The organism is Geodermatophilus obscurus (genome assembly GCF_900115395.1).
In the GTDB taxonomy this organism is placed as follows: domain Bacteria; phylum Actinomycetota; class Actinomycetes; order Mycobacteriales; family Geodermatophilaceae; genus Geodermatophilus; species Geodermatophilus obscurus_B.
Genome location: NZ_FOWE01000001.1, coordinates 710,829 through 725,720, shown reverse-complemented (window position 1 = coordinate 725,720; position 14,892 = coordinate 710,829). Strand labels below are relative to the sequence as shown.

The 14,892-nt window shown below is 74.2% G+C and carries 12 protein-coding genes; 9 read left to right on the top strand and 3 right to left on the bottom strand.

The annotated features are described in order from the left end of the window. On the top strand, nucleotides 1–1,551 hold the full coding sequence (locus tag BM165_RS03220; protein WP_244273979.1) for a mannitol dehydrogenase family protein: 1,551 nt from the start codon (nucleotides 1–3) through the stop codon (nucleotides 1,549–1,551). A 170-nt stretch (nucleotides 1,552–1,721) separates the two neighbouring features. On the opposite strand, the gene BM165_RS03215 is transcribed toward BM165_RS03220, so the two are convergent. After that, entirely contained in the window at nucleotides 1,722–4,127 is a 2,406-nt protein-coding gene (locus tag BM165_RS03215; RefSeq protein WP_075012010.1) for a 3-keto-alpha-glucoside-1,2-lyase-like domain-containing protein, read from the bottom strand. A 290-nt stretch (nucleotides 4,128–4,417) separates the two neighbouring features. Here BM165_RS03215 and BM165_RS03210 point away from each other — a divergent pair, with 290 nt between their 5' ends. Together BM165_RS03210 and BM165_RS03205 are read left to right on the top strand one after the other, a co-directional pair. After that, on the top strand, nucleotides 4,418–6,934 hold the full coding sequence (locus BM165_RS03210; RefSeq protein ID WP_143107994.1) for a SpoIIE family protein phosphatase: 2,517 nt from the start codon (nucleotides 4,418–4,420) through the stop codon (nucleotides 6,932–6,934). Between the two features lie 102 nt (nucleotides 6,935–7,036). Next, entirely contained in the window at nucleotides 7,037–7,738 is a 702-nt protein-coding gene (locus BM165_RS03205) for an FAD-dependent monooxygenase (protein ID WP_177225075.1), read from the top strand. Between the two features lie 128 nt (nucleotides 7,739–7,866). Here the strand turns inward: BM165_RS03205 and BM165_RS03200 are convergent, their stop codons facing one another. Further along, entirely contained in the window at nucleotides 7,867–8,106 is a 240-nt protein-coding gene (locus BM165_RS03200; RefSeq protein WP_075012007.1) for a hypothetical protein, read from the bottom strand. A gap of 357 nt (nucleotides 8,107–8,463) precedes the next feature. Then, the gene (locus BM165_RS03195) at nucleotides 8,464–9,228 is read right to left on the bottom strand and encodes a hypothetical protein (protein WP_075012006.1); all 765 of its coding nucleotides are present in this window, start codon (nucleotides 9,226–9,228) and stop codon (nucleotides 8,464–8,466) included. A gap of 77 nt (nucleotides 9,229–9,305) precedes the next feature. Between BM165_RS03195 and BM165_RS03190 the strand changes: the two genes are divergently transcribed. The 6 genes from BM165_RS03190 (at nucleotide 9,306) to BM165_RS03165 (ending at nucleotide 14,821) form a co-directional block, all read left to right on the top strand. Then, nucleotides 9,306–9,554, top strand: coding sequence for a hypothetical protein (locus BM165_RS03190; protein WP_143107993.1), 249 nt, complete (start codon nucleotides 9,306–9,308; stop codon nucleotides 9,552–9,554). 1 nt (nucleotide 9,555) lies between these two features. After that, nucleotides 9,556–10,218 (top strand): GntR family transcriptional regulator, encoded by a 663-nt coding sequence (locus BM165_RS03185; RefSeq protein WP_177225074.1) that lies wholly within the window; start codon nucleotides 9,556–9,558, stop codon nucleotides 10,216–10,218. 358 nt (nucleotides 10,219–10,576) lie between these two features. Next, nucleotides 10,577–12,061 carry a GntP family permease gene (locus BM165_RS03180; RefSeq protein WP_075012004.1) on the top strand — a complete coding sequence of 495 codons (1,485 nt, stop codon included), beginning with the start codon at nucleotides 10,577–10,579 and terminating at the stop codon, nucleotides 12,059–12,061. A 42-nt stretch (nucleotides 12,062–12,103) separates the two neighbouring features. Then, nucleotides 12,104–12,985, top strand: a complete 882-nt coding sequence (locus tag BM165_RS03175) for a transketolase (RefSeq protein WP_075012003.1) — start codon at nucleotides 12,104–12,106, stop codon at nucleotides 12,983–12,985. After that, the gene (locus BM165_RS03170) at nucleotides 12,982–14,040 is read left to right on the top strand and encodes a transketolase family protein (RefSeq protein WP_075012002.1); all 1,059 of its coding nucleotides are present in this window, start codon (nucleotides 12,982–12,984) and stop codon (nucleotides 14,038–14,040) included. The genes BM165_RS03175 and BM165_RS03170 overlap by 4 nt, the downstream gene beginning before the upstream one ends. A 19-nt stretch (nucleotides 14,041–14,059) precedes the next feature. Continuing rightward, complete coding sequence (locus BM165_RS03165; RefSeq protein ID WP_075012001.1) at nucleotides 14,060–14,821, top strand: SDR family NAD(P)-dependent oxidoreductase; 762 nt, start codon at nucleotides 14,060–14,062, stop codon at nucleotides 14,819–14,821. The last annotated feature ends 71 nt before the right edge of the window (nucleotides 14,822–14,892 follow it).

Below are 14,892 nucleotides of genomic sequence, written 5' to 3'. Positions count from 1 at the left end.
GTGACCGCGCCGCGCACCACGACCCCGCTGCCCACCGCGACCCCGCTGCGCACCGCGACCCTCCCCTCCCTGTCCGGCTCGCTGCCGGTGCCCGGCTACGACCGGGCGCAGGTGCGGGCGGGGATCGTGCACCTGGGGGTGGGCGCGTTCCACCGCTCGCACCAGGCCATGTACGTCGACCGGCTCCTGGAGCAGGGGCGGGCGCGGGACTGGGGCATCTGCGGCGTCGGCGTGCTGCCCTCCGACCGCCGGATGGCCGAGGTGATGGCCGCGCAGGACTGCCTCTACACGCTCGTCGCCAAGCACGCCGACGGCACCCTCGAGGCCCGCGTCGTGGGCTCGGTCGTCGAGTACCTGCTCGCACCGGACGACCCCGAGGCTGTCGTGGAGAAGATGGCGGCCGAGACGACGCGGATCGTGTCGCTGACGGTCACCGAGGGCGGGTACGCCCTCGACCCGGTCACGGGGGAGTTCAACCCCACCGACCCCGGCGTCGCCGGGGACCTGGAGCACGGGGGGACGCCGACGACGTGGTTCGGCCTCCTCGCCGCCGCGCTGGTGCGCCGCCGTGAGCGCGGGCTCGCCCCCTTCACGGTGGTGTCCTGCGACAACGTCCAGCACAACGGCGGCGTGGCGCGCCGCAGCTTCGCCGCCTTCGCCGCCCTGCGCGACCCGGAGCTCGGCGCGTGGGTCGGGCGGGAGGTGCCCTTCCCGAACTCCATGGTCGACCGGATCACCCCCGCCACCACCGACGACGACCGCGCCGAGGTGGCCCGCCGCTTCGGGGTCGACGACGGGTGGCCGGTGGTCTGCGAGCCCTTCGACCAGTGGGTCCTCGAGGACCGCTTCCCCCTCGGGCGCCCGCCGCTGGAGGACGCCGGCGTGCAGGTCGTCGACGACGTCGACCCCTACGAGCGGATGAAGCTGCGGCTGCTCAACGCCGGACACCAGGCGCTGGCCTACCTCGGCCGCCTCGCCGGCCACCGGCTGGTCCACGACGCGGCGCAGGACCCGCTGTTCCGGGCGTTCCTGCTCGGCTACATGGAGGAGGAGGCGACCCCGACCCTGCTGCCGGTGCCCGGCATCGACCTCGACGCCTACCGGCACGAGCTGATCGCCCGGTTCTCCAACCCCGCCGTCCGGGACACCCTGGCGCGGCTGGCCTTCGACGGCTCCGAGCGGCTGACCAAGTGGCTGCTCCCGGTCGTCCGGGACAACCTCGCCGCCGGGGGCGAGGTGCGCCGGTCGGCCGCGATCGTCGCCGGCTGGGCGCGGTACTCCGAGGGCGTGGACGAGCAGGGGGACCCGATCGAGATCGCCGACCGCAGGCGCGACCCGCTGACGGAGCGGGCCCGCCGCCAGCGGGAGGAGCCGCTCGTCTTCCTCGCCGACCGCGACCTGTTCGGCGACCTGGTCGAGGACGAGCGGTTCACCGGGCACTACCTGGAGGCGCTCACCTCGCTGCACGAGCGCGGGGCCCGGGCCACCCTCGAGGCGCTGGCCGGTCGGGGACCGGTCCCGGCGACGGCGCCCGGCGGCACCGGGACCTGACGCCGGTGTCCGCCCTCGCCGGTGCAGCACCCTGACCGAGGCCGAGCTCGTCCCCGCCGCCGCAGCGCGGGCCACGAGGCCCTCGGAGGTCCGGGGTGCCCGGCGCGGCACGGCGGCGACGTCCTGCCCGCAGCGCGGCGGTGCTGGTCCACGGGTGCTGCGGGTGCGGTTCAGGCCGCCCGGCCGCGTCGCACGTGCAGGTTGCGGAACTGGACCCTGCCGGGCCCGCCGTGGACCTGGAGCGCGAGGAACCCCTGCCGTCGCCTGGTGCTGGTGTAGTCGTTGACCGGCTCCCCGTTGAGGGTGACCTCGATCCTGGGTCCCGAGGTCTCGATGAGGAACGTGTTCCACCGGCCCGGCGTGGAGGCCGGGGACCCCGTCGGGGCCTGCAGCCCGTAGACCGCCCCCGTGGCGTGCACGCCCTGTCCGGGTGGGGAGCCCGCGGCGAGGGCGTCGATCTGGATCTCGTGCCCCTGCTCGTCCGCCCGGCCCAGCGGGTCGGGCCCCGCCGGCCCGGGTGTGCGGACGTAGACCCCGGAGTTGTCACCGGCGGACCGCTCGCGCCACTCGATCCAGAAGGCGGCGTCGGCGAACTCCTCCGCGACGTAGTAGTAGAGGCCGTACCCGTCCCCGGTCTCCAGCAGCGCCCCCGGACGCCACATGGTGGGGGAGCTCCCGGGACGTCCCACCAGCGTCCAGTCGGCGGGGTCGTGCGACAGCGGGACGAACCCGGGCGGCGGGGTCGCGGTCCGCTCCGCCACGAGGAGCTCGGCCGTGCGCCGGGCGAGCGCGAGGGCGGTCAGGGCGGGGTTGGCCGAGCCGAGCGTGGGGAAGACCGCGGGGCCGACGACGTAGGCGTTCGACAGGTCGTGGAAGCGGCCCCGCGCGTCGGTGACCGACGCACCCGGATCGCCCATCGACAGCGTGCCGGCCTCGTGGTGGGTCGACCCGAGGCCGTCCTGCCACCAGCTGCGCCCGGTGGCCGCCGGCTCCGGCCGGGCGTCGGCGAACGGGCCGCTGCGGCTCTGCAGGTACTGGAGGTCCGCCGGCCGGCCGGCCGGCGGCGGCCCCCCGGCGAGGTCGGCGGCGAGGTCGAACGCGGCCCGGTCCATCTCCTGCCAGAGCGTCTCGTCCGCCGCCGTCGTCGTGAGGTGGACGTAGGCCCGGCGCTGTCCGTGCTCGTCGACCTCGGCGCTGAGGTCGATCCAGCTCCTCGCCGGGTCGGGCGGGACCCCCGGGTCGCCCTGCATCTCGCCCATGCCCCGGAGCACGATGGTGATCCAGTCCGGGTCCTGGCCCGCGCGGATGTGCGCGAGCGTGTCGATGTCGGGGACCTGCTGCCACATGTCGCGCTCGGGGTCGATGCCCCCGACGGCCGCGGCGGAGATCTGCAGGTGGAACCGGCGGCCCCCGGACCCCTGGCCGCGGACGAGGAACGCGGTCGTCTCGACGTCCGGGGGTGGTCCGGGCGGCAGGCCGAGGGCCGACCGGCGGATGCGCACGGTGATGTTGCTCCGCAGGTGCACGGTCAGGTTGCCGAGCCTCGGCGAGCCGGGGTTCGTCGTCCGGTCGCCGGCACCGAGGGAGTCCAGGGCCAGCCGGGTGGCCTCCACGCTGCCGTTGGCGAGGACGACCGCGGCGCCGGCCGGCACCGGCAGCAGGACCGGTCCCGGGCGCCCCTCGAACGCCACGTCCAGGCCCGTGACGGTCCCGCCGGTGCGGTGGAGCCGGAGCACGCGGGCGCGCGGCACGACGAACAGCCTCCGGGAGACGTCGCCCTGCCCGGTGTTCTCGGCGGCGTCGTTGCGGACCGCGTCGACGAGGAAGGGCGCCGACGAGAACTTGTCGTAGGCGAACAGGCCGGAGGCCGGTGCGGAGCCGACGACGGCCAGCGGCGCCTCCTCCACGGTCTCCAGGCCCGGCACGTCCCGGACCGCCTCCCGGAGCGCGGCGAGGAGGTCGTCGTGGAAGCTCGTGGCCAGCATGTAGTCACAGGTGGGCACGGTGCCGATCTCGACCTCGGTGCGGTCGTACCCGCCGGGTTCCGTCAGGTACCGCCGCACCTCGGCCGGCCACTGCTCGAGGTCGGCGCCGGTGAGCCGGGGGGACCAGCCGCCCCAGAAGATCGAGCGCCCGCCGAGGCAGTAGGCCAGTCCCGGTGAGGGTTCGTTGCTGATCCACGGCAGGCCCCACACCACGTTGTGCACGCCCGTGCCGTCCTCGCGCGTCCGGTGGTACCGGGGTCCACCCAGGGACCCGCCCAGCCGTTGCGGCAGGTTCTGGACGTGCACCGGGAGGAGCATCGCCCCGGCGTCCAGGACCAGGACGCGGAGGCCGGAGGCCGCGCCCAGCCGGTACAGCTTCTCCGCGCAGTAGGCGCCGAACATCCCCGCGCCGACGACGATGACGTCGAAGGGGAACCCGCCGTCGGCGAGGCCCGCCGCCACCTCGTCCCAGTCGTTGCACACGAAGCGCCCGAGGACGTCGTGGCTGAAGGCCGTCTGCTGCACCTCCACCCGGTCCCCGGGATCGGTCGCCGGCAGCAGTCGCGGCAGGGCGGTCGGCTTGTCGGGCATCGTCTTCCCCCTCCGCGCCGGCGCCGGGCCGGGCGTCGTCGCCCAGCGCAGCACGCCGGGACGCGCGGGGCAACGAGGTCCGTCGCGGCGCGGCCGTCCCCGGACCGCGGGAGCGCCACCGGCCGCCGGCACTACCGTGGGGCGATGGCTCGGCGGCCGGTGGGAACGGGGAGGTGTGCCCGGTGGTGAGTGCCCGACCCGACCCGGCTCCTCCTCCGACTCCGGCCGGCGCCCTCCGCTCGCCGTTGCCCGGAGCCGCGTCCGGCCGTGGCCCGGCGCCCGCGCGCTCCGTGTGGTCCCGGGTCGCCGGCACCGCTGCGCTCGACCGGATCACCGAGCTGGCCGCCCACCTGCTGGGGACGTCGGCGTCCCAGGTGTCGCTGCTGTCCGACGTCCAGACGATCGCCGGGGGCGCCGGCCTGGCGCCGTCCGCGGTGGGCAGCCAGGGCCCGCTGGAGGACTCCCTGTGCACCGTCACCGCCGATCTCGGTGGGCCCCTGGTGGTACCCGACGCCGCCGGCGACGACAGGGTCCGGGACCTGCCACCGGTCACCTCGGGCGCCGTCGGGTCCTACCTCGGCGTCCCGCTGTCGGGGGAGGACGGCCGGCCGTTCGGTGCCCTGTGCGTCTTCGACGGCGCTCCGCGGCCGTGGTCGCCGTCGGACGTGGGGGTGCTCGAGCAGCTGGCCCGGGCGGTCGTCTCCGAGCTGGAGCTGGCGGCGCGGAGCGCCGAGAGCCGCGCCGACCGGGCGCGGTGGGACCTCGCTGCCGCGGCCGGCGGGGTGGGGACCTTCGACCTGGACCCCACGACGGGCGACCTGGTCCTCGACGACCGGATGGTGCAGCTGTCCGGCCTGGACCGGGACACGTTCGGAGGACGGGCCGAGGACGTGTACGCCCACGTCCACCCCGACGACGTCGGTGACGTCGTCGCCCGTGTCGAGCGGGCCCTCGCCACGGCCGGCTCCTACGAGGCCGAGTACCGCATCGTCCTCGCCGACGGCTCGCACCGCTGGCTCGCCGCCCGGGGCCGGGTCGTCGACGACGGCGGGTCGCGGCGCCTGATCGGCGTCGCGCACGACACCACGGTGCAGCGGGAGCCGATGCAGCGGACGGCCGAGCTGCTGGAGGGGCTGGCCGTCGCGTTCATCGCGATGGATCCCGACTGGGTGATGACCCACGTCAACACCGAGGCGGAGCGGATCAGCGGCCAGGACCGCGCCCGGCTGCTGGGCCGCTCCCTGTGGGAGGCCTTCCCGGCGACGGTGGGGACCGAGTTCGAGGAGAGCTACCGCCGGGCGGTAGCCACCGGCCGGCCGGTCGTCTTCGACGCCTACTACCCCGCGCCGCTGGACGTCTGGGTGGAGGTCCGTGCGGTCCCCGGGCCGCACGGGCTCGCCCTCTACTTCCTCGACATCACCCAGCGCGTGAGGCTGCAGCGGCGCAGCGAGCTGCTGCAGCAGGTGGCCGGCGAGCTGACCGGCACGCTGGACGCGGAGGACGCGGTCGCCCGCCTGGCGCGTCTGGCGGTGCCCGAGCTCGCCGACTGGTGTCTGGTGACCCTGGTCGGGGACGAGGCCCAGCACGGCTCCCGCCGGGGCCTGCGGGACGTCGGCTGGGGGCACACCGATCCCGGCCTGGTCCCGGTCGTCGAGGCCTACGCCCGCGAGCGCATCCCCGCCCTCATGGACACGTCCTTCGTCGCCCGGGCCCTGACCACCGGCCGGCCGGTCGTGGTCGAGCGCTCGGCCACCGCGCGGATCCGCGAGGTCCTCGTCCCCGGGCCCGCACACGACCTGCTCGAGCGACTGTCGCCGGAGTCGTTCGCCGTCGTCCCCCTGCAGGGACGCGGACGGACGGTCGGGCTGCTCAGCCTGTTCAACGGCCCGGCCCGGGGGGCGATCACCGCCGACGCCCTGACCACCGTCTCCGACATCGCGGCCCGGGCCGGTCTGGCGCTGGACAACGCGCGCCTCTACCGCCAGCAGCGCCAGCTGGCCGAGGGCCTGCAGCGGTCCCTGCTCACGGCACCGGCGCAGCCGGACCACGTGCAGGTCGTCGTCCGCTACACGCCGGCGGCGGAGACCGCGCAGGTCGGTGGTGACTGGTACGACGCCTTCCTCCAGCCCGACGGGAGCACGATCGTCACGGTCGGCGACGTCCTCGGGCACAACACCGAGGCGGCGGCCGCGATGGGACAGATCCGGTCGATGCTGCGGGCCATCGCGGTGACGACCGGAGCCGGTCCCGCGGAGATCCTGCGACGCGTCGACGAGGCGATGACCACGCTGCAGGTGGACACCACCGCCACCGCGGTGGTCGTCCGCCTGGAGCAGACCGGCGGTGAGGCCGCGCGCGGCGTCACGAGGGTCCGCTGGTCCAACGCCGGGCACCCGCCGCCGATGGTCGTCAACCCGGACGGCACGGTGCTGCCGTTGACCGGTCTGCGCCCGGAGCTGCTCCTCGGCGTCGACGACACCGCGCGGCGCCGCGAGTTCGAGGTCACCCTCGACCGGGACGCGACGCTGGTCCTCTACACCGACGGCCTGATCGAGCGCCGGGACCAGGACCTCGACCACGGCCTCGAGCGCCTGCACCAGGCGCTCGGGGAGCTGGCCGGCCGCGACCTCGACGGCCTGTGCGACGAGCTCCTCACCCGGATGCTGGAGGGCGGATCCGACGACGACGTCGCCCTGGTCGCCGTGCGCCTGCACCGGCAGGACCGGCCGCGACCCGCCGAGGCCGGCCCCAACCGCATCCCGGCCGACGTCCCCGACAGCCCGGACGTCGTGCCCCAGCCCGACTGAGCTCCACCGCCCGTCCGGGGTGCGTCGCGGGCACGGGGTGGTGCTGGTGGGGGCCGACGACGAGATCCGCCCCTCCGGCCCGGGCGCGACGACCGGGTGGAGGTGCGCCTGTCCGACGGCGGAGCCGGGACCGTCGACCTGGTCGTGGGGGCCGACGGGCTGCACTCGCACACCCGGGGGCTGGTCCTGCCGGACGCGCCGCAGCCGCGCGCGACCGGCCAGCTGATCCGGCGGGCGCCCGCGCCGCGGCCGCCGCAGGTGATGCGGTACTCGATGCTGGACGGCGGCCCGGAGCTCGGGAAGGTCGGCGTCGTCCCGGTGTCGCGGACGGGGCTCGACGTCTGGCTGCTCGAACCCGACCGCGGTGCGGAGCGGCCGCCACCGGAGCGGCTGCCCGACGTCCTCCGCGAGCGGCTGCGCCCCTTCGGCGGGCCCGTGCCCGCCGTCGTCGCGTCGGTGACCGCGGAGGTGGACGTGCGCTCCCTGCAGTCGCTGCTCCTCCCGCCGCCGTGGTCCCGCGGCCGGACGGTGGCCATCGGGGACGCCGCCCACACGACCACCCCGCAGATGGCGTACGGCGTCGGCCTGGCCATCGAGGACGCGGTCGTGCTCGCCGAGGTGCTGGCGGACGACGACGTGCCCGGCGCACTGCGCCGCTCCGGCGCCCGGCGGTTCGACCGTTGCCGACTGGTGGTCGAGACCTCGGTGCGGCTGGGGGAGTGCGGGCAACGCCCGCCGGCAGACCCGTCCCTGCCGGGACGGCTCATGGGTCAGGCCCTGGCCGAGCTCGCTCGACCCGTCTGACGGTGGCGAACCCGACCAGCATCCCGACCTCCACCGCTGCCCGTGCGGAGTCGTCCGCCCCGGTCCGCGGTCGTCCTGTCAGCCGATGGACGTGCGCATCCCTCCCAGGGTTCGTCCCGCTGGCTCGATCAGCCGGCGAGCCGGGCCTTGAGCAACTGCTTGCCCTGCTCAGCGCCCTTGCGGCTCTCCGTCTGCGCCTTGCGGAAGAGGTCGGCGAGTTCACCGTCGCCGTCGCGCTCGGCGTCCTGGACGTAGGTCTGGAGCCGGAGCGCGTTGCTCAGGCACTGCTCGGTGAACCAGATGAGGTTGTAGTCCTTGTCCTGGGTGCCGGTGACCTGTCCGCTCTCCTGGCCGCTACCAGTGGTCATGTCCCTCTCCTCCGCTCGAGTGAGGCGTCCGGTCTACTCGCCCGGGGCCGGCCGCGTCCACCGGTCCGTGCCCGGTGTTCCTCGTCCGCGCCTGCACCTGCCCGGACGGCGACGGGACCGGTCGCGGCGCCGAGCGGCGACGGGTGATCGGCTGGTCCCGCTACCGCGGGGATCACGGCGGGATGAGTTCACCTGCGACGGGCCCGCACCACGCCGTCGCGGTGCGGACGCACCCTCCGTGCAGGAGCCATCGAGGTGTCGCCGACGTGGACACCGGGCGCCCGGTCGACCCCTCGGGCACCGGCGAGGGGAGGGCGTCGGCCGGGCGCCACGAGTGCGAGGTCCAGGGGATCCGCTTCAGGACTCGGGACCGTCCTGCTGCACCTCGGATCCGGGGATCGTCTCGACGGTCACCGCCACGGGTGCAGCGGGTCCGAAGACCCCCGTGGCGGCCGTGATCGTGTTCCTCAGGACGTACTGCACGTAGTTCGCGGCGGCCATGGGCCCGACGCCGAAGGGCAGCAGCCCGGCCAGGAGGGGCGGTCCGACCGCCAGCGCCCATGCCCGGATGATCTCCGACTGCGAGGCGGCGATCTCCTGCCGCTCCTCCGCCGTGAGGGCCGCGAGGGCGTCGTAGGAGGCGGGCTGTCCCAGCAGCGACGCGTGGCGTCCCAGGATCGCGCCGGGACGGATCCTCCCGGTCTTGTCGAGCTTGACCGCCCCCTCCGTGAGGACCAGGAGGACGGCGATGCGGGTGAGCTCCGGGTCGTCGAGGTCCCTGTCGTGCAGCAGTCCCACCTTGATCGCCGCACTCACCGCCTCCTTGAGGACCTCCCGCAACGCGACCGGGAGCGCGGCAGCCGAGATCGCCGTTCCGAAACCCGGGAGGATCGACGGCAGGGAGTAGGAGACCGCGCGCGCCGCCCTCATCCGGTTCCCCCGGGTCACCGGGCTGACCAGGTCTCCCGGCGCGACCAGGGGCCGGCTCGCGCGGGCCTTGTCGACGGCCTTCCGAGCGTCCTCGAGGGAGGGTTGGAGGGTCCGGTTGATCAGCGCCATCGCGCGCTCGACGGTCGCCTCGATGTCGAACTCCGGCTTCGGGAGGTTGGGACCGCTGGTCATGGGGTTCTCCTGTCCGTGGGCGACTCGGCGCGGATGCCGGCCGGGAGCCGCGACCGCCGCAGGTGGCGCGGTACCCGATGCTGGACGGTGGCCCCGAGCAGGGCAAGGCCGGCGTCGTCCCGGTCCCGGACGCGGCGCTCCACGGCTGGCTGCTCGAGCCCGGCCGAGGTGCGCACCGGGCGGCGTCGGAGTGGCTCGCCGCAGCGTTCCGCGAGCGGCTCCGCTCCTCCGGCGGCCCGGTGCCGCTGGTCGTCCGCTGCGCCGAGTGTCGACAATCGGGACGTCGACAACGCCGGGCTATGCTGCCCGCGAACGAGGAGGTCTGACGTGAGCATCGAGCCCCTGGCCAGCCTGGACCGCAGCACGCTGCGCGAACGGGCCCTGGACTCGGTGCGGTCGGCGATCATCTCGGGCCAGTACCGCCCGGGTGACCACCTCAGCGAGGTCGAGCTGGCCGGCTCCCTCGGGGTCAGCCGCGGCACGGTCCGCGAGGCCCTGCGGCACCTCCAGCAGGAGGGGCTGGTCTCCGCCGGGAACCGCGGGATGCTCCGGGTCAGCAGCCTGACGCCGGTCGAGGTCCGCGAGCTGTTCCAGGTCCGCGCGGCCCTCGAGGGCATGGCGGTCCGCCAGATCATCGCCTCGCCGCGGCGGCAGGACGCGGTCGGCGCGCTGCGTGCGGCGCTCGAGCACCTCTCCGAGGAGGCCGAGGACTTCCCCGCGCGCATCGCCGCCGACCTGGCCTTCCACCTCCAGCTGTGCCGGCTGTCGGGGAACTCCATGCTGGTCGAGTCGTGGCGGCATCTCGAGGGCCGCATGCGGGTCGCGATCCTCAACGGAGCCGCGTGGCAGGCGCCGATGATGGCGCGCGACCGGCACGCGCCGATCGTCGATGCGATCGAGGAGGCCGACGTCGCCGCGGCACTGCGGATCGTCGACGAGCACATGACCTCCGCCGCCGAGTACTTCGCCGAGGCCACCGGGTCCGCCTGAGAAGGAACGCTGTTCTCCCGCACCTCGCACGTCGGGGGCGGGGCCCTGGACGGGACCGCCCTCGTCCGCGCTGTCACCTGCGCGGATGCCGCCGCCCAGAAGTGACCCTTGACACCGTGACCCGCACCACTCACTCTCGTCACTAGTCGACTGTTAACAGTCAACTGTCAACGGGGCTCAGGCGTCCAGCGTCCACCGGAGATGACCATGACCGAGCGACACCCACCCGTCCGCGCCTCACGTCTCGAGGACGTCACCGCCTGGCCCCCGGCCGACGAGGGCGTCGCCGACGGGTGCTCCGTCGGGACGACGAACGGGACCTCCTCCACCGGCTCCCGCAGGCCGAAGGGGAACTGACATGGCCGACACCACGCTCCTGCTGCTGCACACCGCGATCACGGTCGCGATCGTCGTCGGGCTCATCGTCTTCGCGAAGATCAACCCGGTCATCTCGCTGGTGCTCGGGGCCCTCTACCTCGGCATCGCCGCAGGGCTCGGCTACGAGGGGACGACGACGGCCGTCACTGAGGGCTTCGGCCTCCTGATGGCCGAGGTGGGCCTCATCATCGGCTTCGGCGTGATGCTGGGGACGCTGTTGTCGGCCATGGGGACGCTCCACCGCGTGGTGGACGGGATGCTGCGGCTCTTCGGGGTCAACCGGTCCCCCTACGTCATCGGCCTGGCCTCGGGGGTGGTCTTCCCCGCGATCTACTTCGACGTCGCGCTGGTGATCCTCGGACCGATGGCCCGCTCGATCGCCCTGCGGACCGGACTCAGCATCGCTCCGCTGGCCGGCGCCCTGGCCATCGGCCTCGAGGTGGCGCTGCTGATGGTCCCGCCCGGTGCGGCAGCGCTGGCCATCGCGGCCGCCCTAGACATCCCGCTCGGCACCATGCTCCTGTGGGGGATCCCGTTCGGGATCGTGGTCATCGTCGTCTCGATCCTGCTGCACAGCCTGCTCATGCGGTTCACCTGGAGTGACGACAAGGACGACGACCCGCTGACCGACCCGGAGCACACCGGTGAGATCGCCGGATACGGCGCACCAGCCGCCGATGGCCCCCCCGATGCTCCCGCAGCCACCGCGACCGGCCAGCGAGCCCCGCAGATCGATCGCGGCGGTGGAGCGACGGCCGTCACGCAGGACCCGCAGCGCGGCACCGCCCCTGCCGGCGCAGGTGGCAGGGGGCCGGGGAGGCAGCTGCCCTTGCTGGTCGCCCTCCTCCCGCTGCTCGTCCCGGTGCTCCTCATCGTGGCCGACACCAGCAGCAGTGCGGCCGGCGTGGAGATCGCCGTGCTCGGCTTCCTGGGCAATCCCGTGGTGGCACTCCTCATCGGGTTGCTCGTGGGCACCGCTCTCGCCGTGCCGTCACTGGGACGGACGGGCGTCGAGGAGGTGGTCGTGCGGGCCGCAGGGACCAGCGGCGTCATCCTCCTGTTCACCGGCGTCGCGGGATCGCTCGGACAGGTCATCGCCGAGACCAACATCGGGGACCTGGTGGCCGGCCTGTTCAGTGCCAACGCGGCCTTCCCGCTCGTGCTGGCCTGGCTGGTCGCGGCACTGCTGCGCCTCGCCCAGGGCTCCGGGTCGGTGGCCGCGATCACGGCGGCGGCCCTGCTGGCGCCGGTCGTCTCGGACCTGGGGCTCCCCGCGGTGCTGATCTGGCTGGCTGCCGCGTCCGGGGCCGCCTTCGGCGGGCACGTCACCGACAACACCTTCTGGATCTTCAAGACGCTGCTGGGCCTGTCCGTCCGCGGCACCTTCCAGGTCTACACGGTCGCCCAGGGCCTGTTGTCCTTCGTCGGACTGGGCGCTGTCCTCGTCCTCGGCGTCGTCGTCTGACCGGAGATCGAGCACCGGACATCGAGCAAAGGAGACATCCGCATGACCGCATCAACGAGCTCGGCCGCCCCGGACACGGCGGGCACGGTCGACCGGGAGGAACGGATCGAGCGGATCCGGCAGGCCGCGTATGGGATCCGGCGCAACGCCCTGGACATGGGGGAGGTGCAGGGGCAGGGCTACATCGGCCAGGCCCTGGGGGTGGCCGACGTGCTCGCCACCGTCTACACCGACCAGTTGCGGTTCCGCCCGGAGGACCCGCACTGGCCGGGTCGCGACCGGTTCCTGCTGTCGATCGGCCACTACGCGATCGCGCTGTACGCCGCGATGGCCGAGGCCGGGATCATCCCGGTCGAGGAGCTGGAGACCTACGGGTCGGACGACTCGCGGCTGCCGATGTCGGCGATGGCGTCCTACACGCCGGGCATGGAGATCTCCGGTGGGTCGCTGGGTCACGGACTGGGGGTGGCCACCGGCATGGCCCTGGGGCTGCGGCTCCAGGGCAACCCGGCGCGGGTGTACGACCTGCTGTCCGACGGGGAGCTGGACGAGGGCTCCACCTGGGAGGCGGCGATGTCGTGCTCCCACCACGGCCTGGACAACGTCACCGCGATCGTCGACGTGAACGCCCTGCAGGCCGACGGCCCCACCGCCGGCGTGCTCCGCACCGAGCCGGTGACCGACAAGTGGCGCGCCTTCGGCTGGCACGCGCTGCGCGTCGACGGCAACGACGTCGCCGCGCTCGTCGACGCCTTCGACGAGGTGCGCGAGCACCGGGGCTCGCCGTCGGTCGTCATCTGCGACACCCGGATCGGCCACGGGGTGCCACTGCTCGCGAACCGGGAGAAGGCCCACTTCATGCGGGTCGAGGAGCGCGAGTGGCAGATCGCCCGCGACCAGCTGCAGGAAGGACTGACCCGATGACCAGCACGGCCCCCCGCAAGAAGCTCACCACCTCGGCGATGATCGCCTCCTTCGCCGACCCCGGTCAGCGCACGACGAGCGCCCCGTTCGGGCACGCGCTCAACCGCCTGGCCGAGGAGCGGCCCGAGATCGTCGGGCTGTCGGCGGACCTGGCCAAGTACACCGACATGCACGTGTTCCGCGACGCCCACCCGGACCGCTTCTTCCAGATGGGCATGGCCGAGCAGGTCATGCTCGGCGCGGCGGCCGGGATGGCCGAGGTGGGACTCGTGCCGTTCGCGTCCACCTACTCGGTCTTCGCCACCCGGCGCGCCTACGACTTCCTCTGCCTCGACATCGCCGAGCCCGGGTTGAACGTCAACGTCGTCGGGGCCCTGCCCGGACTCACCACCGGCTACGGACCCAGCCACCAGGCCACCGAGGACCTGGCGATCCTGCGCGGCTGCCCGAACCTGACGATCGTCGACCCCTGCGACTCCGTCGACATCGAGCAGGCCGTGCCGGCGTTGGCGGCCGCACCGGGCCCCACCTACCTACGGCTGCTGCGCGGTGCGGTGCCCACGGTGCTCGACGAGTACGACTACCGCTTCGAGCTCGGCAAGGCCGCCGAGCTCCGCACCGGCCGCGACGTCGTCCTCGTCTCCACCGGGCTCATGACCATGCGGGCGCTGCAGGCCGCGGCCCGGCTGGAGGCCGACTCCGTCGACGTCGCCGTGCTCCACGTGCCGACGATCAAGCCGCTGGACACCGAGGCGATCCTGCGCGCGGCGCGGACGGACCGGCTGCTGGTGACCCTGGAGAACCACACCGTGATCGGTGGGCTGGCGGAGTCGGTGGCCTCGACGCTGGCCTACGCCGGTGTCGGGACCCGGGTGGTGCCCATCGCGCTGCCCGACGAGTTCCTCGCCGCCGGTGCCCTGCCCACCCTGCACGACCGCTACGGCCTGTCCACCGACGCCGTCGTCGCCCGGATCAAGGCCGAGCTCGACGGCGCCGACGCCCCACACCGCCCACCCACGGCGTGGCCCGCCGATCCGGCCCCCGCCACCGCTTGAACCCCTGGAGGAACACACCATGTCCGTCACCGACAAGACCGCCGTCGTCACCGGCGCCGGCTCCACGCGCGGCATCGGCCGGGCGACCGCCCACGCCCTCGCCGCCGCGGGCTGGCACATCGCCGTCCTCGACCTCGACGAGGCCAGCGCCAAGGACGCCGCCCACGAGGTCGCCGGACGCCACGGCGTGCAGGCCCTCGGCGTCGGCTGCGACGTCACCCACGAGGCCTCCGTGGAGGACGCGCTCGCCGTCCTCGAGGACTCGCTGCCTCCCGTCGGGGCCCTCGTCAACAACGCCGGCATCACCTCGCCGACCCCCTTCCTCGAGGTCAGCGGCGAGGAGTGGGACCGCATCTTCGCCGTCAACGTGCGGGGTGCGTTCAACGTGACCCGGCGCCTGGCACCCGGCATGGCCGAGCGCGGCTTCGGCCGCGTCGTCTTCCTCTCCTCGGTGTCCGCCGAGCGCGGCGGCGGCGTCTTCGGCGGGGTGGCCTACTCCGCCGCCAAGGCCGGCCAGCTGGGCTTCACCCGGGCGCTGGCCCGCGAGCTGGGACCCAACGGGGTCACGGTCAACGCCGTCGCCCCGGGACTGATCAACACCGACATCACCGGCGGAGCCCTCGAGGGCGACCGCAAGGCGCAGCTCGTCGCCGGGATCCCCGTCGGCCGGACGGGTGACGTCCACGACGTCGCCGACCTCATCACCTACCTCTGCCGCGAGGAGTCCGGTTACATCACCGGTGCCACCTACGACGTCAACGGAGGCTCGCACATCCACTGACCGTCCGCGGTCGGGGAGCCCACGCGCTCGCCGGTGGCCGAGCACGCCGCCACCGGCGAGCGCGGGAACAC

Bases quoted from the DNA above. Each gene is read 5' to 3' on its own strand.
- BM165_RS03215 (WP_075012010.1), bottom strand. From the start codon at position 4,127: ATGCCCGACAAGCCGACCGCCCTGCCGCGACTGCTGCCGGCGACCGAT.
- BM165_RS03200 (WP_075012007.1), bottom strand. From the start codon at position 8,106: ATGACCACTGGTAGCGGCCAGGAGAGCGGACAGGTCACCGGCACCCAG.
- BM165_RS03195 (WP_075012006.1), bottom strand. From the start codon at position 9,228: ATGACCAGCGGTCCCAACCTCCCGAAGCCGGAGTTCGACATCGAGGCG.
- BM165_RS03190 (WP_143107993.1), top strand. From the start codon at position 9,306: ATGCTGGACGGTGGCCCCGAGCAGGGCAAGGCCGGCGTCGTCCCGGTC.
- BM165_RS03180 (WP_075012004.1), top strand. From the start codon at position 10,577: ATGGCCGACACCACGCTCCTGCTGCTGCACACCGCGATCACGGTCGCG.
- BM165_RS03175 (WP_075012003.1), top strand. From the start codon at position 12,104: ATGACCGCATCAACGAGCTCGGCCGCCCCGGACACGGCGGGCACGGTC.
- BM165_RS03170 (WP_075012002.1), top strand. From the start codon at position 12,982: ATGACCAGCACGGCCCCCCGCAAGAAGCTCACCACCTCGGCGATGATC.
- BM165_RS03165 (WP_075012001.1), top strand. From the start codon at position 14,060: ATGTCCGTCACCGACAAGACCGCCGTCGTCACCGGCGCCGGCTCCACG.